Annotated in this window: 21 protein-coding genes; 19 read left to right on the plus strand and 2 right to left on the minus strand. The window is 70.2% G+C overall.

The window, feature by feature from the left end; genetic code table 11:
- Nucleotides 1-62: 62 nt before the first annotated feature.
- Complete coding sequence (locus ABT340_RS15430; protein ID WP_352011382.1) at nt 63-1442, minus strand: glycosyltransferase; 1380 nt, start codon at nt 1440-1442, stop codon at nt 63-65.
- A gap of 703 nt (nt 1443-2145) precedes the next feature.
- On the opposite strand from ABT340_RS15430, the gene bar reads away from it, so the two are divergent.
- From bar to ABT340_RS15490, 12 genes are all read left to right on the plus strand, one after another.
- Nucleotides 2146-3237 (plus strand): barbiturase, encoded by a 1092-nt coding sequence (gene bar / locus ABT340_RS15435; protein WP_352011383.1) that lies wholly within the window; start codon nt 2146-2148, stop codon nt 3235-3237.
- Between the two features lie 51 nt (nt 3238-3288).
- Nucleotides 3289-4815, plus strand: a complete 1527-nt coding sequence (locus ABT340_RS15440) for a serine/threonine-protein kinase (RefSeq protein WP_352011384.1) — start codon at nt 3289-3291, stop codon at nt 4813-4815.
- 4 nt (nt 4816-4819) lie between these two features.
- Entirely contained in the window at nt 4820-7645 is a 2826-nt protein-coding gene (locus ABT340_RS15445) for an AfsR/SARP family transcriptional regulator (RefSeq protein WP_352011385.1), read from the plus strand.
- Between the two features lie 79 nt (nt 7646-7724).
- A complete protein-coding gene (locus ABT340_RS15450) occupies nt 7725-8351 on the plus strand; it encodes a hypothetical protein (protein ID WP_352011386.1) in 627 nt (208 codons plus the stop codon).
- Nucleotides 8335-8907, plus strand: a complete 573-nt coding sequence (locus ABT340_RS15455; protein WP_352011387.1) for an OmpA family protein — start codon at nt 8335-8337, stop codon at nt 8905-8907. The genes ABT340_RS15450 and ABT340_RS15455 overlap by 17 nt, the downstream gene beginning before the upstream one ends.
- 50 nt (nt 8908-8957) lie before the next feature.
- Nucleotides 8958-9566, plus strand: a complete 609-nt coding sequence (locus ABT340_RS15460) for an SseB family protein (RefSeq protein ID WP_352011388.1) — start codon at nt 8958-8960, stop codon at nt 9564-9566.
- A gap of 59 nt (nt 9567-9625) precedes the next feature.
- Nucleotides 9626-10366: a prepilin peptidase gene (locus ABT340_RS15465; RefSeq protein ID WP_352011389.1), complete on the plus strand. Its 741-nt coding sequence runs from the start codon at nt 9626-9628 to the stop codon at nt 10364-10366.
- A 68-nt stretch (nt 10367-10434) separates the two neighbouring features.
- Nucleotides 10435-11613 carry a chorismate synthase gene (aroC, locus tag ABT340_RS15470; protein WP_352011390.1) on the plus strand — a complete coding sequence of 393 codons (1179 nt, stop codon included), beginning with the start codon at nt 10435-10437 and terminating at the stop codon, nt 11611-11613.
- A gap of 22 nt (nt 11614-11635) precedes the next feature.
- Nucleotides 11636-12139, plus strand: a complete 504-nt coding sequence (locus ABT340_RS15475) for a shikimate kinase (protein WP_352011391.1) — start codon at nt 11636-11638, stop codon at nt 12137-12139.
- Nucleotides 12136-13212 (plus strand): 3-dehydroquinate synthase, encoded by a 1077-nt coding sequence (gene aroB / locus ABT340_RS15480; RefSeq protein ID WP_352011392.1) that lies wholly within the window; start codon nt 12136-12138, stop codon nt 13210-13212. The genes ABT340_RS15475 and aroB overlap by 4 nt, the downstream gene beginning before the upstream one ends.
- A 4-nt stretch (nt 13213-13216) precedes the next feature.
- Nucleotides 13217-13648, plus strand: coding sequence for a type II 3-dehydroquinate dehydratase (gene aroQ, locus ABT340_RS15485; protein WP_352011393.1), 432 nt, complete (start codon nt 13217-13219; stop codon nt 13646-13648).
- Complete coding sequence (locus ABT340_RS15490) at nt 13648-14427, plus strand: SGNH/GDSL hydrolase family protein (protein WP_352011394.1); 780 nt, start codon at nt 13648-13650, stop codon at nt 14425-14427. Before aroQ ends, ABT340_RS15490 begins: the two co-directional genes overlap by 1 nt.
- Nucleotides 14428-14475: 48 nt before the next feature.
- On the opposite strand, the gene ABT340_RS15495 is transcribed toward ABT340_RS15490, so the two are convergent.
- Nucleotides 14476-16515, minus strand: coding sequence for an ATP-dependent DNA helicase (locus ABT340_RS15495; protein WP_352011395.1), 2040 nt, complete (start codon nt 16513-16515; stop codon nt 14476-14478).
- 1165 nt (nt 16516-17680) lie between these two features.
- Between ABT340_RS15495 and ABT340_RS15500 the strand changes: the two genes are divergently transcribed.
- The 7 genes from ABT340_RS15500 (at nt 17681) to ABT340_RS15530 (ending at nt 21701) form a co-directional block, all read left to right on the plus strand.
- Nucleotides 17681-18103: a hypothetical protein gene (locus tag ABT340_RS15500; protein WP_352011396.1), complete on the plus strand. Its 423-nt coding sequence runs from the start codon at nt 17681-17683 to the stop codon at nt 18101-18103.
- 70 nt (nt 18104-18173) lie between these two features.
- Nucleotides 18174-18413, plus strand: a complete 240-nt coding sequence (locus ABT340_RS15505; protein WP_352011397.1) for a hypothetical protein — start codon at nt 18174-18176, stop codon at nt 18411-18413.
- Between the two features lie 46 nt (nt 18414-18459).
- The gene (locus ABT340_RS15510) at nt 18460-19242 is read left to right on the plus strand and encodes a PD-(D/E)XK nuclease family protein (protein WP_352011398.1); all 783 of its coding nucleotides are present in this window, start codon (nt 18460-18462) and stop codon (nt 19240-19242) included.
- 222 nt (nt 19243-19464) lie between these two features.
- Entirely contained in the window at nt 19465-20301 is an 837-nt protein-coding gene (locus tag ABT340_RS15515) for an AAA family ATPase (RefSeq protein ID WP_352011399.1), read from the plus strand.
- Complete coding sequence (locus ABT340_RS15520; RefSeq protein ID WP_502992507.1) at nt 20288-20719, plus strand: endonuclease VII domain-containing protein; 432 nt, start codon at nt 20288-20290, stop codon at nt 20717-20719. Before ABT340_RS15515 ends, ABT340_RS15520 begins: the two co-directional genes overlap by 14 nt.
- Nucleotides 20716-20844, plus strand: coding sequence for a hypothetical protein (locus ABT340_RS15525; RefSeq protein ID WP_352011401.1), 129 nt, complete (start codon nt 20716-20718; stop codon nt 20842-20844). The genes ABT340_RS15520 and ABT340_RS15525 overlap by 4 nt, the downstream gene beginning before the upstream one ends.
- A 221-nt stretch (nt 20845-21065) precedes the next feature.
- Complete coding sequence (locus ABT340_RS15530; RefSeq protein ID WP_352011402.1) at nt 21066-21701, plus strand: toprim domain-containing protein; 636 nt, start codon at nt 21066-21068, stop codon at nt 21699-21701.
- Nucleotides 21702-21733: the final 32 nt, after the last annotated feature.

Genomic DNA, 21733 nt, shown 5'->3' on the forward strand with positions numbered 1-21733 from the left:
CAGCACGCCGAGCAGTAACAGGACGGTGATGGCCAGGGCCTCTGGCCAGCGCAGACGGTGGTTCAACGGAGAATCCTCCACAGATCACGAATGAGGGGGAGGGCGATGTAGGTGGTGCCGACGGCGAACAGGGTCAGCGCCCAGTACTCACCCCACCCGTAGACGGACGCGCGCAGCGCGATGCCGATCCAGGTGGCGGCCGTGGTGACGGTCAGCCAGACGAAGGCCATGCGGGCGACGGTCGAGACGAGCGTGCTCTTGCCCGCGGCGGCGCCGCTGGGCACCCACGCCGCGGCCTGGTTGCGCACCGCGTGCACGATGGAGATCAGATGACAGTAGGCGTACAGGGTCTGGGCGCGGGTCACCTCGAAGCGCCAGCGGCTCACCGAGACCGCGGGCAGCAGCACCAGCGCCACCCAGAGGGGCCCCACGAACGGGATCATGTGCCACGCCCTGACCTCGTCCGGATAGAAGGCGAGCATGACGAGCCCGGGCAGCGGGACGGCCGCGATGTTGGCGGCGGAGACGAAGTAGCTCAGGAAACCGCTGTAGTAGGACAGCCGTACCCGCCACGACATCGGCGTGCGGTGGAAGTCACGGTCGAACAGCAGGCTCATGCAGCCCATCGCCCACCGGTACTGCTGGGCGATGTAGGAGGCGACGTTGTCGGGGGACAGGCCCTTGGCCAGCAGCACCGGGACGTACTTGGTGCGGTAGCCGTGCTTCATCAGCTCGACGCTGGTGTAGATGTCCTCGCTGTGGTCGATCTTGGGGAAGCCCCCGATCTCCTCAAGCGTCGCGCGCCGGTAGACCACGTTCGTGCCCACGCAGATGGCTCCGCCGTCGGCGTCCCGCGACGGTTGCAGCCACCGGTAGAACATCTCCTGGGCGGCCCCGGCTGTACGCTGCAGCCAGGGCATCTCCTGCGTGGTGTCGAAGTACTGCGGCGACTGGGCCACGGCGATCCTCGGGTCCTCCAGGTAGGGGACCAGGTGGGACAGGAAGTCGGGCCTCGGGCAGAAGTCGGCGTCGAAGACCGCGACGACCTCGCCCGAGCTGATCGACAGGCCGTGGTTGAGGTTGCCGGCCTTTTTCAGGTACCCCTGGTCGGGCCGCGCGCTGTACCGGAAGCCGTGCCGTACGGCCAGCTCCTCCACCTCGTCGCGGGCGGCGTCGTCGAGCACCCAGACCGTGACTGGACCGTTCCACCGGAGTGCTCCCACGTGGCGGAAGGTGTTGCGCAGGATCTCCATGGGTTCGCCCCTGGTCGGCAGGAAGACGTCCACGGAGGGCAGGCGGGCGGGCCGCCAGGAACGCACGAGCAGCTCGTGGGACTCCCAGGTGGTCAGCCGCTGACGCTGCCCGTCGACGAACGACATCGTCCATCCACTGAGGTTCAGCAGCAGGGCCACGAAAAACGGCCACAACGCGGGATGACGCATGGAGAATAGGAAAAGAGTCCCTGCGGTTAATGTCAGGGAAAGGGGCACGGACAGAAGCACCCAGCGCTTTTGTGGCCCGAAATACAGTTTCAGCTCGTCGTCGGACGGAGGCTGTGGAAGATATTGATCGGCCTTGTCAGGAGGCGCGTCAAGTAATGCAAGCATGCGGAGAACCCCGTTTTCTCAGCTGCGTGGAGCGGCTCGTTTTCCACCGCTGGATCAACTGTAAACAAAGTTATTGGTGTCGCGTGCGCGGGCAGATGATCTAGCGGGAAACGTGACGTTAACTGAACGTCATTCGGTGCTGTGAAATATCCGTCGATGTTGTGAGAAGTGGCGATATGTCCAAAATCATCGGATGTTTGGATGTGTCGCAGATCACAGGTTTGAAGCGGCCCGCGGGCGGGGCCGTACCGTGCGGGGGCCGGGTGCGCGGACCGCCCCGGGAGAACGATTACCGATCAAGGAGCCCCCGGGCGCCCTCCTCACGGGTGCCCGTCCCCGGACGGGGAAACCGCTCCCCGCGCCGGTGCCCGCCCCGCGCGGTGGGTATCGCAACGGGTGTCGCGACCCCGGGGCCGGTCCGGGCCGGGGGTCGCGAGGCCACAGCGAGGCCACAGCGAGGCCACAGTGAGGCCACAGCGAGCCACAGTGAGGCCGCAGGGAACCCACAGGGAAGCGGCGGGACCGAGAGGTGACAGGGATGCCGGAACCGATTGAAGTGCGCAAGGTGGCGATCGAGAGCGTGACCGACGCCTCCGGGTTGTCCCGGCTCATCGACGACGGGGTGATCGAGGCGCACCGGGTCCTCGCGGTGATCGGCAAGACCGAGGGGAACGGCGGGGTGAACGACTACACCCGCATCCTGGCCGACCGCGCCTTCCGTGAGGTGCTCGCCGAGCGGGGGCATCCGGCGCCCCAGGACGTCCCGCTGGTCTGGTCCGGCGGCACCGACGGCGTGCTCAGCCCGCACGCGACGATCTTCGCGACCACGGCGGACGCCGAACCGAGCCAGGAACCTCGCCTGAGCGTCGGGGTCGCGATGAGCGAGGTCATCCTGCCCGAGGAAATCGGCCGCCCCGCGATGGTCGAGAAGGTCGCCGCGGGCGTCAGGAAGGCCATGGAGGCCGCCGGGATCGACGACCCCGCCGACGTCCACTACGTCCAGACCAAGACGCCCCTGCTCACCCTCGCCACCATCAACGACGCCAGGTCCCGGGGCCAGGACGTGGTCGTCGAGGACACCGGGCCCTCGATGGACATCTCCAACTCGACCACCGCCCTCGGCGTCGCGGTCGCGCTCGGCGAGATCGGGACGCCCACGGCCGGGCAGATCCACCGGGACCTGTCGCTGTACTCCTCCGTCGCCTCCTGCTCCTCGGGGGTCGAGCTGGACAGGGCGCAGATCGTCGTCGTCGGCAACGTCAGGGGCATCGGCGGGCGCTACCGGATCGGCCACTCCGTCATGCGGGACGCGCTGGACGCCGACGGCATCTGGGCGGCCATCCGGTCGAGCGGGATCGACCTGCCGGAGCGCCCGCACCCCTCCGACCTGGACGGCAGGCTGGTCAACGTGTTCATGAAGTGCGAGGCGGACCCCTCGGGCAGGGTCAGGGGCAGGCGCAACATCATGCTCGACGACTCCGACGTGCACTGGCACCGCCAGATCAAGGCGACCGTCGGCGGTGTCGCGGCCAGCGTCACCGGCGACCCCGCCGTCTTCGTCTCGGTCGCCGCCGTCCACCAGGGCCCCAGCGGGGGCGGCCCGGTCGCCGCCATCGCCGACCTGGGCTGAGTGCCGGGGCTTTTGTCCCTGGTGTCGGTGTTTGATCGTAAGGTGACTCCGGTGAACGTGATCGGCGGATACGTGCTCAGGCGTGAGCTTGGCCGGGGCGGCATGGGCGTGGTGCACCTCGCCACCACCCCGACCGGCGGCCTGGCCGCGGTGAAGGTGATCCATCCCCGGCTCACCGACGATCCGGCCTTCGTCCGGCGCTTCGAGCGCGAGGTGGCCGCGGCCCGCAGGGTGGCCAGGTTCTGCACCGCCCCCGTCCTCGACGCCGGGATCGACGGGGACGTCGCCTACCTCGTCACCGAGTACGTCAAGGGCCCAAGCCTGGCGCAGGCCGTACGGGAGCAGGGGCCGCTGACCGGCGCCAACCTGGAGGCGCTCGCGGCCGGGATCGCCACCGCGCTCCACGCCATCCACGAGGCCGGGGTGATCCACCGCGACCTCAAGCCGTCGAACGTGCTGCTGTCCCCGCTCGGCCCGCGGGTGATCGACTTCGGCATCGCACGACTCGCCGACGAGGAGAGCCTGGCCAGCCAGGCGATCCTGGGCACGCCCGCGTTCATGGCGCCCGAGCAGGTGCGCGGTGAGCCGCCGACCCCCGCGGCCGACGTCTACGCGTGGGGCGGGGTGATCGCGTTCGCGGGCACGGGCCGCCTGCCGTTCGGCGGAGGCTCCCCGCCCGAGGTCCTGTACCGGATCGTCAACGAGGGGCCGAACCTCGACGGCCTCGAAGACCGGATGCGCGCGGTCGTCGAACGGGCCATGGCCAAGGACCCCGCGCGCAGGCCGAGCGCCGGGCGGCTGCTGGGCGAGCTGATCGGCGGCAGCCCGACCCCGGCGACCGCCACCCAGGCCGTAGAACGCTCCTGGACGGTCACCGCTCAGGAGGAGCCCGCCGTCCCTGACGGGCCCGCCGTCGCCGAGCCGGGGAAGAGGGCCCGGCGCCGGTGGCCGTGGGCTCTGGGCGCGGTCGCGCTCGCCACGGCCGTCACCGCAGGCGTGGCCGTCCAGGCCGGTTTCGGCGCCGCGCCCGCCCTGCCCTACCACGCGGACTTCGCCGACTCCTGGGAGGTCGGCGTGACCGAGGGCGGCCGGAGCGAGCGGGACGGCGCCGCCTACCTGCTGACCGCCAACCCCGGGTGGCGGCTGTGGAAGTCGGCCCCCTTCCCCGGCGAACGCGCGCAGGACGTCGTGGTCAGCTCCTCGGCCCGGCTCGAAGCGGGGTCGGGGGAGTTCGGCGTGTGGTGCCGTGGCGACCTGGGCACCGGCGACCGGTACGAGTTCACGGTCGCGGGTTCCGGAGACGCCTCCATCGTCAAACGGCGCGCGGGGCGGGGCGTCGTCCTGGACGGGCCGGTCCGGGTACGGGGAACGGCGGACAGCCGTGTCGTGGCCCGATGCGGTCAACGGGGTACGGCGACCGCCCTGAGCATGTGGGTCGACGACGTCCTGGTCGCCGAGGCCGTCGACACACGCGATCCGTACGGCCCCGGCGCGGCCGGAGTCCACGCGGCGCCGGACACCGGCGCCCCGGTCCGGGTCAGGTTCCGCTCGTTCGACCTCAGCGGGCCGAAGGGCTGAGACGGTGCGGTTCGGCGTGCTGGGGCCGCTGCTGGTCCTCGACGGTGATCGCGACCTGACCCCCGGGCCCGCGAAACACCGCGCGCTGCTGGCCGCCCTGCTGCTGCGGCCCGCGCGGCCGGTGGCCGTCGACCGGCTGGTCGACGAGGTGTGGGACGGACGGCCGCCGGCCTCGGCGGAGGCGGTGCTGCGGGTCTACGTCAGCGCCCTGCGCAAGGTGGTGGAGGGGATTCGCACCGTGCCCGGCGGATACCTCCTCGACGTCGACCCCGACCGGGTGGACGCGCACCGGTTCGAGCGGCTGGTGGCGGAGGCCACGCGAGCCGGGGAGGCGGGCGGGCGGGCCGAGGCGGCAGAGGGGCTGCGCGCGGCCCTCGCGCTCTGGCGGGGGCCCGCGCTGGCCGACGTCGAGTCGGACACGCTGCGGCGCGCGCACGCCGTACGGCTTGAGGAACTGCGGCTGACCACGGTCGAGGAGCGGGTCGAACTGGACCTGGCGCTCGGCCGGGGCGCGCGGGTGACCGGGGAACTGCGCGCGCTCGTGGCGGCCTACCCGCTGCGGGAACGGGCGTGGGGGCAGCTCATCACGGCCCTCGGCCAGGCGGGACGCAGGTCGGAGGCGCTGGGCGCCTACCAGGAGGCACGGCGGCTGCTGGTCGGGGAACTCGGCCTCGAACCGGGGGAGGCGCTGCGCGAGGCGCACGAACGCGTGCTCGCGGGCACCTCGACCCGGGCCGGACAGGTGCCGAACGAGACACCGAACGAGACACCGCCGGACATCGCCGACTTCACCGGGCGTGAACACGTGCTGGACTGGATTCGCCGGTCGGTGCCCGACGCCACGGGCGCGCCCGTCCACCTGGTGCTGCACGGCCCGGCGGGGGTGGGCAAGTCCGCGGTCGCGGTCCACGCGGCCACCGCGCTCGACTTCCCCGGCGGGCGGCTGCACGCCTCGCTCGGCGGCAGGACGCCGGAGGCGGTGCTTGAGGACCTGCTGCGCTCGCTCGGCTGCCAGGAGACGGCGATCCCCGCAGGCCTGGACGGGCGCGTCCGTCTCTACCGCAGCACGGTGAGCGGACGGCGCCTGCTGGTGGTGCTCGACGACGCGGAGCGGGAGGCCCAGGTACGCCCGCTGCTGCCCACCGGGCCCGGCTGCCTGACGCTGGTGACCAGCCGCTCGCCGCTGCACGGCCTGGAGGCGGCGCGCGCCCGCGAACTCGGCGTGTTCGACCGGGACGAGTCCGTGGCGATGCTGGCCGGGGTGGCCGGGCGGCGTCGCGTCGAGGCGGAGCCACGGGCGGCGGCGCGGATCGCCGAGTTGTGCGGCGGGCTGCCGCTGGCCCTCAGAATCGCCGGGTCCAGGCTGGCCAGGCGTCCCGGCTGGACCCTGGAACACCTGGCGGGACGTCTTGAGGACGAACGCGGACGCCTGGACGAGCTCAGCGCGGGTGACCTGGCCGTGCGCGGCAGCCTGGCGCTGGGCTACCGCGCCCTCTCCGAGAGGGAACGCCTGCTGCTGCGCCGTCTCGGCGCGCTGTCGGCCCCCGACTTCGCCCCCTGGGCGGCCTCGGCCGTCCTTGGCGCGCCCGCCGAGGAGACGCTTGAGGCGCTGGCCGGGGCGGGCCTGCTGCAGGCGCGGGGTCTCGACCCGGCAGGTCAGGAGAGGTACGGCTGGCACGACCTGACCAGGCTCTACGCGGCCGAGCGCCTGGCCGCGGAGGAGGGCCCGCCCGCCGGGGTCCTGGCCGCCGCGGCCCCGGAGATCCTCGACCGCGCCCGGCGGGCCAGGACGTTGCTCCTGCCCGCGGAGCCGGGCTCGGGCCTGACCCTGGCCCGTACGGCCGAGCAGGCCGCGGCCGCGGAGACCGCACTCCTTCGGGAGTCGGCCCGCTGGCTGGCCGCGGAACGGAGGTTCCTGGTCGCGACCGTCGCCGACGCGCGGCGGGCGGGCCTGGACGAGGCGGCCTGGCGGCTGGCCTTCTACCTGACGCCCTTCTTCGAACTGGGCGCGCACCGCGAGGACTGGCGCTCGGCCGTGGAGGAGGGGCTGCGGGCCGTACGGCGCGCGGGGCACCGCAACGGTGAGGCGCTGCTGCTCAGATCCCTGGCCGACCTGCACCGTGTGGAGGGCAGGCTGCCCGAGGCGGCCGAGGCACTGCGGCGGGCGCTCGGGCTCGCGGAGCCGGGGGAGGCGGCCCGCGTCCGGTACCGGCTCGGCCTGGTCCACCTCGCCGGGGAACGGCCGTCTGAGGCGCAGGCGTGTTTCGTGGCGTGCCTGGCCGCCTTCTCCGCGGCGGGCGACCGGCGGGGCAGGGCCGACGCGCTGCGCGCCCTCGGCGGACTGCGCCGGGATCGGGACCTGCTCTCAAGGAGCCTGGAGGCCTACCGCGAGCTGGGCGACCCACGGGGTGAGGCGGCGGTCTCGCTCGACCTCGCCGGGCTTCTCCTGGACACGCGGCGGCTTCGGGAGGCGAACGAACGGGCGGAACACGGCCTCGGCCTGGCCAGGCGGCTGGGGGACCGGCTGCCCGAGGCCGCGGCGCTGACGGTCCTGGCCGGGATCGCCCTGGCGGAGGGCAGGGCGGACGTCGCCGGGCAGAACGCGCGGGAGGCGCTGGAGACCTTCCGCGAGCACGGGGACCGCGCCGGTGCCGCGCGGGCGACGCTCACCCTGGCGGAGGCGTTGCTCGGGCTTGATGAGATTGATGAGGCGTTTGATGGAGTAATGCGAGTTATGGGAGAGTTCGACGCTCTCGGTGACCGGCGAGGCCGCGCCGCGGCGGAAGAGCTCGCCGACGAGGTACGACGCCGCCGTGGCCTGCGCGTATAGCGCGCTATACGCGTCCTGAAGGTGGCCCGCCTACGGTCGGGACCGACGCGAACCACGACGGGCAAGAGGTGGAAGCACGATGGGAAGAGGGATCACGCCGGCGCTGGCCGCCGCCGTGCTGGCGGCCGTGCTGAGCGGATGCGGGGCGCTCCCCGGGCAGCGGGGCGGCGGCGGTGAGGAGAGGCAGCCGCTCCCCGCCTCCGCGGCCACGACCGGGGCTGCCGGGCAACCCGCGGAGAGGTCTTCGGAACAGCCCTCGGAGCAGCGGGACGTGCCCGTCGAGCAGGACGTCGAACAGGAGAAGGTGATCGCCGCCAGGAAGGTCAAGGCGGGCGGCGCCGACCTGGTCGTACGGATCACCGGCCTCAGGCGGCAGGGCAGGCTGGCCACGCTGACCTGGACGGTCACCAACACGGGCGACGCCAGATGGCAGATGAGCAACGACATGGGGGACACCCCGGGCGGTCTGGGGCTGACCGTCGGGGGGATCAGCCTGGTCGACCCGGTCAACGGCAAGCGCTACACCGTCGCGCGCACCGGCGCCTATCCCAAGGTCACCTGCCTGTGCTCCAGCTACGACGTGTTCACCGAGCCGGACGAGGTGCTGCCGCTGCACGCGGCGTTCGCCGCCCCGCCGCCGGACGTCACGAAGATCAACGTGGACCTCAAGGTGCTGGGCGTGTTCGCCGATGTCCCGATCTCCTGAACGTCTCACGGCCCTGGCGCTCACACTCGTCCTGACGGTGGGACATCCGGCGGCCGCGTGGGCCGACCCCGCCGACCCCGAGGCGGCCACGGCCGGGGTAGAGGAGATCGTCGCCCGTGTCGAGGACGTCGTCGCCGAGGTCGAGTCGCTCGACGGCGCGGAGAGCGAGTCGAAACGCGGGGAACAGATCACCGTCGCGCTCACCAGCGACGTGCTGTTCGCCCTCGACAGGGCCGTGCTGACCACCGGGGCGAAGCTGCGCCTGCGGCGGATCGCCGAGCGCGTCCGCGCCGAGTCCGCGGGCGGCGAGGTCAGGATCGAGGGGCACACCGACGACCAGGGGAGCGACGCCTACAACGACGCGCTCTCGCTCAGACGGGCACGGGCCGTGGGGCAGGTCCTGCGGGCCACCCTCGCCGGCACCGGGACGACCCTGCTGGCCAGGGGGTTCGGCGAGTCCAGGCCCAAGGTGCCCAACATCGTCGACGGCGCTCCCGTCGAGGCGAACCGCGCGAGGAACCGGCGGGTCGAGATCGTCTTCGACGCCGCCCGGTGACCCTCCCTCGGCCGAGGACCCGCCGGTCACCGAGGGTAGGCTTCGGGGTCGTGCCGAGCATTCCCCAGCCACTGGTCCCCGGCGACGACGGCTCAGCCGACGCCGCCGTCTCGTCCGCGCTCGCCGCCTTCTCCGCGGGCACGGCCGACGTGGGCGCGGTGATCGCCGCCCTCGGCGGGGCGCGGCTGCTCGTCCCGGTCGTGGCCCTGCTGACGGAGTCCGAGGTCGGCGAGCACGGGCTGCGGCAGGAGAAGGAGAGCGAGATGGCCCTGCCGAAGCTCGTCGGCAAGGACGGCAGGCAGGCGGTGCTCGCCTTCACCGGGACCGGCCCGCTGAAGCTGTGGCGTCCCGACGCCCGCCCCATCCAGGCGACGACCCCGCAGGTCTGCCAGGCGGCGGCGCACGAGGACGCCGCGGCCGTGGTGATCGACGTCGCGGGCCCGGTGCCGTTCGTGATCGAGGGAGCCGTGCTGCAGGCGTTCGCCGCGGTCGGGGCCGGCACCCTCGACCGGCTCGGCTCCGAGACCCCCGGGGTCACCGTGGCCCGAATGGAGGCCCGAACGGAGGCCCGGAAGGAGGCCGGATCCGAGACGGCCGTCCCCCGGCGCCGCCGCCTCGGCTGGCCGCTGGTCGGCAGGTCGTCACGCGGCCGGGACTGACCTTCCCGCGTTAGGGTTCGGGCCGTGGACGAACACGGCCGACCTTCCCCGGGGGCGCGGTGAACCACCTCCTGCCCCTCGCCGCCGCCCTGGCCGGGCTGCCGCTCGGCTTCTGGGCGAGAGACCTGGCCATCCGCCACTCGGTCGGGGAGGAGGCCCTCCTCGGGCACGCCTGCCCGCGCTGCGCCACGGCGGTCGGCGGCGGCCCGGTCGCGTCCCTGAGACTCGCGGCCGGGCGCTGCCCGGGGTGCCGGGCACGGATCGGCCCGCCGCCGCTGGTGGCCGAGGTCCTCACCGCGGTGACGCTGGCCGCCCTCGCGTCGCGGTACCCATGGCCCGAGCTGGCCGCCTACGGGTGGCTCACGGCCGTCACGGTCGCCCTGGTCGCCGTGGACGTCGCCGTCCACCGGCTGCCCGACCGGCTCACCGCCGCCGCCTTCCTGGGCACGGTGGCGCCGCTGACGGCCGCGGCCCTGACACGGGACGGCGCCCCGGACCTGGCCAGGGCGCTGCTCGGCGGCCTGGTCCTGACCGGCCTGTACCTCCTGCTCTTCCTGGTCAACCCGGAGGGCATGGGGCTCGGCGACGTCAAGTTCGCGGCGGCGCTGGGCGTGGCGCTCGGCCGGCTCGGCTGGGACGCCCTGGTCACCGGCGCCTTCCTCGGCTTCCTCGCCGGAGGCCTGTACGGCGGCGCCCTGGTGGCCGCGCGCCGGGCGGGACGCGGAAGTGAGATCCCCTTCGGCCCCTTCATGGCCGCCGGTGCCTTCGCGGTCATCCTCACGGCCCAGGGAATCCGCTGACATGCCGGAGCGTCTCAACCAGTGAGCCTCGGCCATTCCAGTGGGCGGCACATGGAAGACTTGTCACCATGTTGCGCTGGTTGACCGCCGGAGAATCCCACGGCCCCGAGCTCGTCGCGATCCTTGAGGGCCTGCCCGCAGGGGTGGAGGTGACCACGGCCGACATCGACGGGGCACTGGCCAGACGCCGCCTCGGTTACGGCCGTGGCGCCCGGATGAAGTTCGAGCAGGACGTGGTGAACATCGTGGGCGGCGTACGGCACGGCCGCACGCTCGGCAGCCCGGTCGCCATCCGCGTCGGCAACACCGAATGGCCCAAGTGGGAGACCGTCATGGCGGCCGACCCGGTCGATCCCGCGCTGCTGGAGGGGCAGGCGCGCAACGCGCCGCGCTCACGCCCCCGGCCGGGCCACGCCGACCTGGCGGGCATGCAGAAGTACGGCTTCGACGACGCCCGCCCCGTGCTCGACCGGGCCAGCGCCCGCGAGACCGCCGCCAGGGTCGCCCTGGGCCAGGTCGCCCGCGCCTTCCTCAAGCAGGCCCTGGGCGTCGACATCGTCAGCCACGTCGTCTCCATCGGAGGGGCGCAGGCGACGCCGGGCGTCCTGCCCGGCCCCGAGGACATGGCCGCCGTCGACGCCGACCCGGTGCGCTGCGCCGACCCCGAGGGCAGCGCCGCGATGGTCGCCGAGATCGACAAGGCCCACAAGGACGGCGACACCCTCGGCGGGGTCGTCGAGGTCGTCGCCTACGGCCTGCCGCCGGGCCTGGGCAGCTACACCCACTGGGACCGCCGTCTCGACGCCCGCCTGGCCGCCGCGCTGATGGGCATCCAGGCCATCAAGGGCGTCGCCGTCGGCGACGGCTTCGAGACCGCCCGCCGTCCCGGTTCCCGGGCCCACGACGAGATCGAGAACACCTCGGACGGCGTGCGCCGCATCACCAACCGCGCGGGCGGCGTCGAGGGCGGCATGACCAACGGCGAGCCGCTGCGGGTCAGCGCCGCCATGAAGCCGATCTCCACCGTGCCCAGGGCACTGGCCACCATCGACGTGCTGACCGGTGAGGCCGCCAAGGCCCACCACGAGCGTTCCGACGTGTGCGCCGTGCCCGCCGCCGCGATCGTCGCCGAGGCGATGGTCGCGCTGGTCCTCGCCGACGCCGCGGTGGAGAAGTTCGGCGGTGACTCCGTCGAGGAGGTCGCCAGGAACCTGTCCGGCTACCTCTCCTCGATGGTGATCAAGTGAGCGTGCGAACCGAGGAGGAACGGTGAGTCCCCGCGTAGTCCTGGTCGGCGCCCCCGGCGCGGGCAAGTCGACCGTAGGCCACCTGCTCGCCGAACGGCTGGGGGTCGCCTTCCGCGACACCGACGCCGACGTCGAGGCCACGGCGGGCAAACCGGTCAGTGACATCTTCGTCGAGGACGGCGAGGAGCACTTCAGGGAGCTTGAGGCGCGGGCCGTACGGCTGGCGCTCGACGAACACGACGGCGTGCTGTCCCTGGGCGGCGGCGCGGTGCTGGCCGAGGCGACGCGGGAACTGCTCGCCGGTCACCCCGTGGTCTACCTGGAGGTCGGCCTGGCGCAGGCGGTGCAGCGGGTCGGTCTGGCCTCGGCCCGGCCACTGCTGGTGCTCAACCCGCGCAGCCGGCTCAAGAAGCTCATGGAGGACCGCCGCCCGATCTACGAGGGGCTGGCCGTCCTCACCGTGGCCACCGACGAGCGCGACCCGGAACAGGTCGTCGACGAGATCGTGAAGGGACTCGGATCATGACGACCTCCAGGATCAAGGTGTCCGGAGAGCCCCCCTACGACGTGGTGATCGGCACCGGGGTGCTCGGCGAGCTTCCCGCCCTGCTCGGTCCCGCGGTCCGCACCGTCGCGGTGGTCCACCCGGCGAGCCTGCCGGAGATCGCCAGGCCCGTGTGCGGGGCGATCGAGGCGGCCGGTTACCAGGTCGTCGCGCTGCCGGTGCCCGACGCCGAGCAGGCCAAGACGGTCGAGGTGGCCGCCGGGCTCTGGTCGGCCTTCGGCGCGCACGGTGTCACACGCTCCGACGCGGTCGTCGGCGTCGGCGGAGGGGCGACCACCGACCTGGCGGGCTTCGCCGCCGCCACCTGGCTGCGCGGCGTCAAGGTCGTGCAGGTGCCGACCACGCTGCTGGGCATGGTCGACGCGGCGGTCGGCGGCAAGACCGGGATCAACACCCCCGAGGGCAAGAACCTGGTCGGCTCCTTCCACCCTCCGGCGGGCGTGCTGTGCGACCTGGCCACGCTGGTCTCGGTGCCCCGCGACGACTACGTCGGCGGCCTGGCCGAGGTCATCAAGGGCGGCTTCATCGCCGACCCGGTGATCCTCGACCTCATCGAGGAGGCCCCGCAGGAGGCCAGGCACCCCGAGGGGCGGCACACCCGCGAGCTCATCGAGCGCAAGGTGCAGATCAAGGCCGACGTGGTCGGCGCCGACCTGCGTGAGGGCGGCCTGCGGGAGATCCTCAACTACGGCCACACCCTGGCCCACGCCATCGAACGGGCCGAGGGGTACCGGATCCGCCACGGAGAGGCCGTCGCCATCGGCATGGTCTACGCCGCCGAGCTGTCCCGCCTGGACGGCCGGATCGGCGCCGCCGTCGTCGAGCGCACCCGGTCCATCCTGACCTCCGTCGGGCTGCCCACGGCCTACCGCCGCGACGCCTGGCCCGGTCTGCGCGAACACATGCGCCTTGACAAGAAGAGCCGCGGCGCCAGGCTGCGCTTCGTCGTCCTCGACGACCTGGCGAAGGTGTCCCCGCTTGAGGACCCGCCGGAGGAGCTGCTCGAAGCCGCCTACGAGGAGATCGCCAGGTGATCGGATGAGACCCGTCTACGTGCTCAGCGGCCCCAACCTGTCGCGACTGGGCACCAGGGAGCCCGACGTCTACGGCGCGGAGACCCTGGCCGACCTGGCGGCGCTGTGCCGGGAGACGGGCCGGGGGCTGGGCCTGTCCGTGGACGTCAGGCAGACCGACGACGAGGCCGAGATGATCTCCTGGCTGCACGAGGCGGCCGACGGCCGGATCCCGGTGGTGCTGAACCCCGCGGCGTTCACCCACTACTCCTACGCGCTGCGCGACGCCATCGCCCAGCGGACCGCGCCCCTGGTCGAGGTGCACATCTCCAACCCGGCCGCCCGTGAGGAGTTCCGGCACAACTCGGTGGTCGCGGGCGTGGCGACCGGCACGATCGCGGGCTTCGGGCTGAGGTCCTACGTGCTGGCGCTGCAGGCCGTGGCGGAGCTCGTGTAGTGGGCCACCGTACCTTCGCCTCCTTCGCCGCGCTGGGCGACAGCTTCACCGAGGGACTGAACGACCCCGGCCCCGGCGGCGAGGGCGGACCCTTCAGGGGCTGGGCCGACCGGGTCGCGGAACGGCTGGCCGCGCTCGAACCGGAGTTCCGCTACGCCAACCTCGCCGTGCGGGGCAGGCTGCTCGGCCAGGTCGTCGAGCAGCAGGTCCCCAGGGCGGTCGAGATGCGGCCCGACCTGGTCAGCCTCTGCGCGGGGGGAAACGACCTGCTGCGCCCCGGCTGTGACCCGGACGCGATGGCCCGGCTGCTGGCGGGAGCCGTACGGGATCTGCGGGCGACCGGCGCGGAGGTGCTGCTGTTCACCGGTGTCGACCCGCGTGACACCCCGATCATGCGCCGTGCCCGTGGCACCTTCGCGATCTTCTATATGCACGTCAGATCCATCGCCGACCTGTACGGCTGCCGCCTGGTCGACCAGTGGTCGATGCAGGGCCTGCGCGACTGGCGCGCCTGGAGCGAGGACCGGCTGCACATGAACGCCGAGGGGCACCGGCTGGTGGCCGCCAAGGTGTGCGACGTCCTGGGGGTCGAGTGCGCGGACGAGTGGCGCAAGCAGTGGCCGCCGCGTGAGCGGGTCACCCCCGGTGAGCGGCGGCGCGAGGACGTCCGGTGGGTCAGAGAGCACCTGGGCCCCTGGGTCGTCCGCAGGCTACGCGGACGCTCCTCAGGCGACGGCCTCGACCCCAAGCGCCCCGACCTGGGCCTTCTCGATCTCTAGGGCCTGTTTCGCGGACCCTCGCCACGGCGAGGATCCGCGAAACGGGCTTCAGCCCTTCCCGAGGCGCCTGAGCGCGTCGCGGACCTTCCCCGGGTCGTTGGTCGGCCAGAAGGGCGGCAGCGAGTCGCGCAGGAAACCGGCGTAGCGGGCGGTGGCGAGGCGGGGGTCGAGGACCGCGACCACCCCCTTGTCGTGCTGGCTGCGCAGCAGGCGGCCCGCCCCCTGGGCGAGCAGCAGGGCCGCGTGGGTCGCGGCGACCGACATGAAGCCGTTGCCGCCCCTGGCGGTCACGTGGCGCTGCCTGGCGGAGCTCAGCGGGTCGTCGGGGCGCGGGAACGGGATGCGGTCGATGATGACCAGCCGCAGGGAGGGGCCGGGCACGTCCACGCCCTGCCACAGGGTCAGGGTGCCGAACAGGCAGGTCGGCTCGTCCTCGGCGAACTGCTTGACCAGCAGCATCGTTGAGTCGTCGCCCTGGCAGAGCAACGGCACGCTCAGCCGCTCCCGCAGCGCCTCCGTGGCGGCCTTGGCGGCCCGCATCGAGGAGAACAGGCCCAGGGTGCGGCCCCCCGCGGCCTCGATCAGCTCGGTGATCTCCTCGAGGTAGGCCTCGGGAAGGCCGTCACGGCCCGGCTGGGGCAGGTGCTTGGCGACGTAGAGGATGCCGCTGCGCGCGTGGTCGAAGGGGGAGCCGACGTCCAGACCCCGCCAGCCGTCCTTGGCGCCCTTGCCGTCCCCCGAGCCGAGGCCCCACTGGCGGGCCAGGCCGTCGAAGGCGCCGCCGAGCGCCAGCGTCGCCGAGGTGAGGACCACCGTACGGTCGCCGAAGAGCTTGTCGCGGAGCATCCCGGCCACGGTGAGCGGGGCGATCCGCAGCAGGGGCGGGCGCCGGTCGGTCGCCGCCTCCAGCCAGACCACCTCGGCCCGGTCGACCTCCTCCGCGTGACCGAAGGCGTCCAGCATCCGCTGCGCGGTGTCGTGGATCTCGTCGAGGGCGGTGAAGGCCGCCTTGCGCAGGCCCGCGCCCTCCGGGTCGTCCTTGTCGCCGCCGGACCTGGGTCCGAGCGCGGTGATGCAGGCCCAGGCCGCGTCGCGTACCAGTGCCAGGGTCATCCCGAGCACCGGGGGCAGCTCGTCGAGGCGCCCGGCGGGGGCGACGGCGAGCAGGTCCTTGAGCTGCTCGCCCGCCTCCATGAGCCGGTCGGAGATCGCCTGCTCGATCAGCCGCCCGACCCGGCGGACCGTCACCGAGACCATGGCCTCCGACAGCTCGCCGCTGACCACCGAGGTGACCCGGTCGACCAGCTCGTGCGCCTCGTCGACCACGACCACCTCGTGCTCGGGCAGCAGGGAGAAGTCCTCCATGGCGTCGATGGCCAGCAGCGCGTGGTTGGTGACGACGACGTCGGACTCGCCCGCGCGGGCCCTGGCCAGCTCGGCGAAGCACTCGGCGCCGCTGGGGCAGCGGGTGGCGCCCAGGCACTCGCGTGAGCTCACGGAGAACTGCCGCCAGGCCTGCTCGTTGACGCCCGGCACCAGCTCGTCGCGGTCGCCGGTCTCGGTCTCCTGGGCCCACTCCTGGATGCGCTGGACCATCCGGCCGGTCGCGTTGACCTCACGCGGGTCGAAGAGCTGGTCCTGCTCCTCCTCGGGCCAGCCGGCCGCGGCCTTGTAGCGGCACAGGTAGTTGCGGCGGCCCTTGAGGATGGCGAAGGTCGGCTGGTGCGGCAGCCGGGGGGCGAGGGCCTCGGAGAGCCTGGGCAGGTCGCGGTCGACGAGCTGACGCTGCAGCGCGATGGTCGCCGTGGAGACGATCACCGCGCCTTTCGATGACATCGCGTGCCGGATGGAGGGGATCAGATAGGCCAGGGACTTGCCGGTGCCGGTGCCCGCCTGGACGGCGAGGTGGTCGCCGGAGGAGATCGCCCGCTGGACCGCCCGCACCATCTCGATCTGGCCGGGGCGTTCGACCCCGCCGACCGCCTCGACGGCGGCGCTCAGCAACTCCTCGACCTGGGGCAGGTCAGGCGCGGTCGCGGGGACCGCCGTGGGGGCGTCTTCGGCGGAGGTGATCGAGTCGGTCGGCACGACAGCCAACCGTACCGGCTTCCCCCGACAGACGCGGCTGGCTCCGGTGAGTCACCCCCTGTGCGCATCCCGGCATTCCGGGACGCGAGGCTCGCGGCGCGTGGCAGACTTGGCTGGATCAATCCGGATCACCGCCCTCGTACGGTCAAAGAAGATCGCCCGTTTCGGCTCACCGGGATGGAGGATGGGGGTGGAAAGACCGGTTCGGTAGGGTTTTCCGGGGTTGAGTGGACGAATAAAGGCTGGTTAAAGCACTATGTCCTTAGAGATCGAAGTTTGCAACGATCTGACCCTGAAGTCCCTGTAAACACGGGCTGACCTGCGAGATCTCAAGTCTCGGTAGATCCCGGGTAGACCTTTTCTTCTGGAAGCAAACTGCACCCCACAAGATCATAAAGTGGGTTCTGGGCACCTTCTGCACCTCGTCTGCACTGCGATGCACCTCCGATTTGTCACTCTATGTAACGATCTACAGGAGGTTGGCAACAGCCCCTCGGGGCTGCTAGCGTCGGACTCGTCGCCACCGAAGTTCGTCCGGTTGGGGCGGTCCATGATCGCCCTGTCGAACGGCCGAAGGCGGCGGGGATTGACCACCAAACAAGAGGTTGGTAATCTCGAAAGAGCGAGGCGCCGAAGGCCCCTCCCGGGGTCCGGAAGCACCAGGTTGACGGCCTTGCAAGAGGTTGGTAACTTGGAAGTAAGCGCACCGCAGACGAACGGCCTCAAGGCCGGGAAGCATAGCGGGGACGCGCACGATAATTGATAACTTATGGGCACCATCGCCAGTAAGAATGGTCCGGGGCAGGTAGCTAAGCGAAAACGACCCGCCTAGCCTCGTGAGGTGGAAAATCAAAGACGGCTGTCATTCGCCGCGCCCCAGTCATTGACGTTTCGTGAAACGACCGAAAACCGTGGGCTCGATCTCGGGCAAGACCGGCTCTGGGTTGGAACGCCATCTAACTTTTTCGATTTACCTCAAGCGTACGGGCAGGTCTCACGAGGATCTCGCGTACCGTGCGTTTGGCTGTCTGTCGAAACACTGTGGAAAATTTGAAGTGAGTTTTACATGCCGTATACCTTTGGTTTACCCCTTAGGGACGTGCCATCCCGAAGAGGTAAGGGGTACTATCAAGTGGGTGCACGTACACTGTCGAGGACGTGACCGATGGCCAATATCCGCATTGACGGCTTAGAACTTCGTAAGATGGTTCGAGAGGGCAAGACTTATAGACAAATTGCCGCTCACTTCAATGTTTCTGTAAGCGGTGTTCAGCAGGCTGTAGAACGTGTCGGTTTGCAGAAGAAGACCTTGTCTCACACCAAGTTTCTCCCTTGGACCTTGGCGAGAGAGCACAAGCACTCGGGCCCTGCAACCTCTCTGCGCAACCTGAGCAAGGTGGCGCAAGGGCAGCAGATCCCTCTAGCTAAGTTGAACACTGCTTTGCGGTGGGCACATCGCCTGCGTGATGCGGGCCTGGACGTTGACTACAATCCGGAGGCTGGCTTCTTTGAGAAGCCTGCGGGAGATCCTTGGCATATCAGCATGGTGCTTGAAGACGTGCGGACTGCCGTCGAGGACGAAGAATAATTAGAAACGGGCGACCCCTTATGTCGAGGGGTCGCCTTTTTCTTACCCCCCTTTAGTAGATTGGTAACACATGGTGCTGGGACCGCTGGACCTCATCGCGGGCTTCGACGCCCCCAAGGTCCTCTACAGCAACGACGGCCTCATGATCCTCGGCTCCTCAAGCCAAGCTGGAACCCTCTACGAAATCCTCCCCACCGACAAAGCCACTGTCGGTGACCTGCGAGATGGGCTGAATCACATCCCGCAGCACGCCCGCCTGAAGGATGCCTTCAGTGATCAGGGTGAGATCTGCATAAGCGTCTGGCTGTAGATCACACCTTTTCCATACCCGCAAACAAGAGATTGGTAATGATCGTTTGAGTCAACGCACATCGGTATCACGACTGACAAGCATCGCCCGATGCGGCACCGCCTACGAGCTGGAGCGTGTCGAGCGGCTTCCCTCTCTCCCAGCGGGCTGGACCATCCAGGGCATTGCCATCCACGCCGCTGCTGACGCCTGGGAGAAGTCCCGGCGCACGATGAAGCTCCTGAACGCCCAGGAGGTCTTCAAGAGGTCCTGGCGGGCCGAGATCGACAAGGCCGACCAGCGCTTCCCTGAGCGTGACCGCTGGCTCGTGGGGGGTCGGAAGAAAGTCCAGAACGACTTGTTGGACCGTTACAGCGACGGGATGCGCCAGGTCACCGACTACATCGACTACAACCTGACCAACCCGAACCTCGTCCCCTACACCATGCCGGACGGCTCGCCTGCCGCCGAAGTCGGCTTCGAGATCGACTTCAGAGGCATCACCGTCCGTGGCTACATCGACATCATCATGCAGGACACCCGCACGGGCGAGCTGCTGGTGCGCGACATCAAGAGCGGCAGCAAGGCCCCGGTCGTCCCATTCCAGCTCATCGTCTACCGCAAGGCCGTGGCCGAAGTCCTAGGCGAGGAAGCCCGCTGGGGCGACTTCTTCATGACCCGCCAGGCCAAGCCCACCCAGCCGCTCGACCTCACCACCCTGGACGAGGCCCTCGTCGAGGAGTGGTTCGTTCGCCAGGCAGCCATCGAACAGCAGGGACTATTCATCCCCAACCCCGGTGACGCCTGCCGCACATGCTCTGTCTCCATCCACTGCCCCCTCATGAACTGACAAGGAGCACCCATGTTGCAGAGACGTGTCTGCGACTGCCCGGACAGCGGTGATGTCCGCTGCCAAGACGGGCGGATCTCCGCGACCTCAGACGAGGAGCCGTCCGGAGAACTGAGCTGCGAAGGCCAGTGTCCCTGCGAGCTGTGCCACTAGGGAGGTGACGAGATACTTCTTCTTTCTCATGCGAAAAGGAAAGCCAAGGCCGCGGGCGCCCCGATCCCCGTGGTCTGGCAGACCTTAGCCGACGCCACTGTCCACATCCGGCGCAGCCAGGTTGCCATGGTGGCCGCAGCACCCGGAGTGGGGAAATCCGCCTTCACGTTGAACCTCGCGATCCGCTCGGGCTGCCGGGGGATCTACATGAGCGCCGACAGCGACGAGGCCACCCAGGCCATCCGAGCCGCCGCGATCATCACGGGCGACCGTGTCCAGGAAATCGAGGTGGCCTACAAGGCCGGCAAGGCCGACCGCTACGACAAGGCTCTGAAGGAGTTCACCCGCGTCTGGTTCGACTTCGACGCGGCACCATCACTCGCCCAGATCGAGGAGGAAGTCCTCGCATATGCGTACATGTACGGGCAATGGCCAGAGATCTTGGTCTTGGACAACCTGGCCAACGTCTTCGACGAGACAGGAGGGGAGGGCTTCAGCAGTCTGGAACACACCATGTCCTTCCTGGTGGACCTCGCGCGCAAGACCGAAGCCGCCGTCGTCGTCCTACACCATGTGGTGGGTGACGCTGAGTCGGGGGACCAGCCCCTGAAGCTCAAAGACATCCGAGGCAAGATCACCAAGCTCCAGACGCTGGTCCTGGGCCTGGCCTACACCGACACCTTCACTCCGCTCGGCCGCGCGATGGGCGTGTACGTCTTGAAGAACAGGTCGGGCAAAGCCTCGGCCGCCGGAGACCTGATGGTCGAGCTGACCGCCGACCTCGACCGCATGCTCATCACCGACATGGAATCCGGGGGAGGGGTGCCGGATGCCGTCTGGGAGGAGTTCAAGACGCCCTTCGAGACCGAGGGAACCGAAGACAGGCGCATCTATGAAGAGATGTGAAAGGTGCGGTCTCAACCGACAATTGCGTTTCTACAGCGGGCCGAGAGGTCGCATCTGTACCCCCTGTCAGAAGAGGTCCAGAAGCGATGCCCACCACCGACGCAGGGTCTCCAAGACCTACGGATTGGGTGAGGGAGAGTACGACGCCCTGTTCCTTGCGCAGAACGGGCAGTGCGCCATCTGCGGAGGAACCCGACGCCAGCGCCTGAGCGTAGACCACGACCACCGTGACGGGGCCGTGCGTGGCCTGCTCTGCCGCATGTGCAACGGACGGCTGCTGACCGCCGCCCGCGACCGGCCCGAGGTTTTGAGGGCCGCCGCCGACTACCTGGAACGCCCTCCGGCGATCGAGGTCATCGGATACCGCTACGCCTCCGAGGAAGCCAACAACAACCGAAGGCAGAGGAAGAAGCGATGAAGGGCAAGACGAAGCACTACGAGTCCAAGCCTCCGACCGACCTCAAGCGCCCGCCCGCCAAGGACCCCAAGCCCGGCAACCCGGTGATAATGAAGGCCCTGGCGGATGCTCTTTTTTCGCGCTGAAACAAGAGGTTGGTAACAATGTTCCTTCCCATCGCCCCACTGCTGGAGTACTTCGGCGCGAGCGTCCCCCACGTGGAGGAAGGAGGACGGTGGCGCGCAATGCGCTGCCCGTTTCCACGATGACACCCAAGCCTCAGCCAGCGTCCGCTACGAGGCGTTCAACTGCAACGCCTGCGGCGTCCGAGGCTCCATCTACACCCTTCTGAGGAGAGTCGAACTCGATGAAGGCGATAGTCCCGAGCGCATCCTCCAGGGCGTTTACGGAGACGACCTCAAGGGCGTACCACGACCAGCTCGACGACGAGGCTTTGGCGTATCTGACGGGCCCGGAGCGCCTGCTGACCGAAGAGGCAATCGAACGCCACCGGCTAGGCGTCGTCCGTTCACCTGAGCCCGGACATGAGGCCGTACGCAACTACCTGTCCATCCCGTACCTCACCCCGGACGGCGAGTGCATCTCGATCCGCTTCCGAAGGCTCGGGGACGGCCCCGGCCCGAAGTACCGCAGCATCTCAGGTGACATCCCACGCCTGTACGGCACGGAGGCGCTCCAGCGCGGCACGCGCAACGTCTGCGTCACCGAGGGGGAGTTCGACCGGATCGTGGCCGACATGTGCGGCCTGCCTGCGGTCGGCGTTCCCGGAGCTACCTCCTGGGAGCCCATCTGGCGACGGCTGCTGGTCCAGTTCGACGCCGTCTACGTCCTGCACGACGACGACGAACCCGGCCGCGAATTGGTCGCCAAGATCGCCGGGGGATTGGACAGTGTCCGCCCTATACCCATGAGCCGGGGGGATGTTACTTCCTTCTACGCCGAGCACGGGCGGGACGGCTTGCGAGCGAAGCTCGGAGCATGACCCTTTTTTTCAACTCAAACAAGAGGTTGGTA

Source organism: Streptosporangium sp. NPDC000239 (assembly GCF_040300765.1).
Classification (GTDB): domain Bacteria; phylum Actinomycetota; class Actinomycetes; order Streptosporangiales; family Streptosporangiaceae; genus Streptosporangium.

Excerpts from the sequence above, each read along its gene's own strand:
- bar (WP_352011383.1), top strand. The coding sequence starts at position 2,146 with ATGCCGGAACCGATTGAAGTGCGCAAGGTGGCGATCGAGAGCGTGACC.
- ABT340_RS15525 (WP_352011401.1), top strand. The coding sequence starts at position 20,716 with ATGAAGGGCAAGACGAAGCACTACGAGTCCAAGCCTCCGACCGACCTC.
- ABT340_RS15455 (WP_352011387.1), top strand. The coding sequence starts at position 8,335 with ATGTCCCGATCTCCTGAACGTCTCACGGCCCTGGCGCTCACACTCGTC.
- ABT340_RS15450 (WP_352011386.1), top strand. The coding sequence starts at position 7,725 with ATGGGAAGAGGGATCACGCCGGCGCTGGCCGCCGCCGTGCTGGCGGCC.
- aroB (WP_352011392.1), top strand. The coding sequence starts at position 12,136 with ATGACGACCTCCAGGATCAAGGTGTCCGGAGAGCCCCCCTACGACGTG.
- ABT340_RS15500 (WP_352011396.1), top strand. The coding sequence starts at position 17,681 with ATGGCCAATATCCGCATTGACGGCTTAGAACTTCGTAAGATGGTTCGA.
- ABT340_RS15505 (WP_352011397.1), top strand. The coding sequence starts at position 18,174 with ATGGTGCTGGGACCGCTGGACCTCATCGCGGGCTTCGACGCCCCCAAG.
- ABT340_RS15530 (WP_352011402.1), top strand. The coding sequence starts at position 21,066 with ATGAAGGCGATAGTCCCGAGCGCATCCTCCAGGGCGTTTACGGAGACG.
- ABT340_RS15520 (WP_502992507.1), top strand. The coding sequence starts at position 20,288 with ATGAAGAGATGTGAAAGGTGCGGTCTCAACCGACAATTGCGTTTCTAC.
- aroQ (WP_352011393.1), top strand. The coding sequence starts at position 13,217 with ATGAGACCCGTCTACGTGCTCAGCGGCCCCAACCTGTCGCGACTGGGC.
- aroC (WP_352011390.1), top strand. The coding sequence starts at position 10,435 with ATGTTGCGCTGGTTGACCGCCGGAGAATCCCACGGCCCCGAGCTCGTC.
- ABT340_RS15430 (WP_352011382.1), bottom strand. The coding sequence starts at position 1,442 with ATGCGTCATCCCGCGTTGTGGCCGTTTTTCGTGGCCCTGCTGCTGAAC.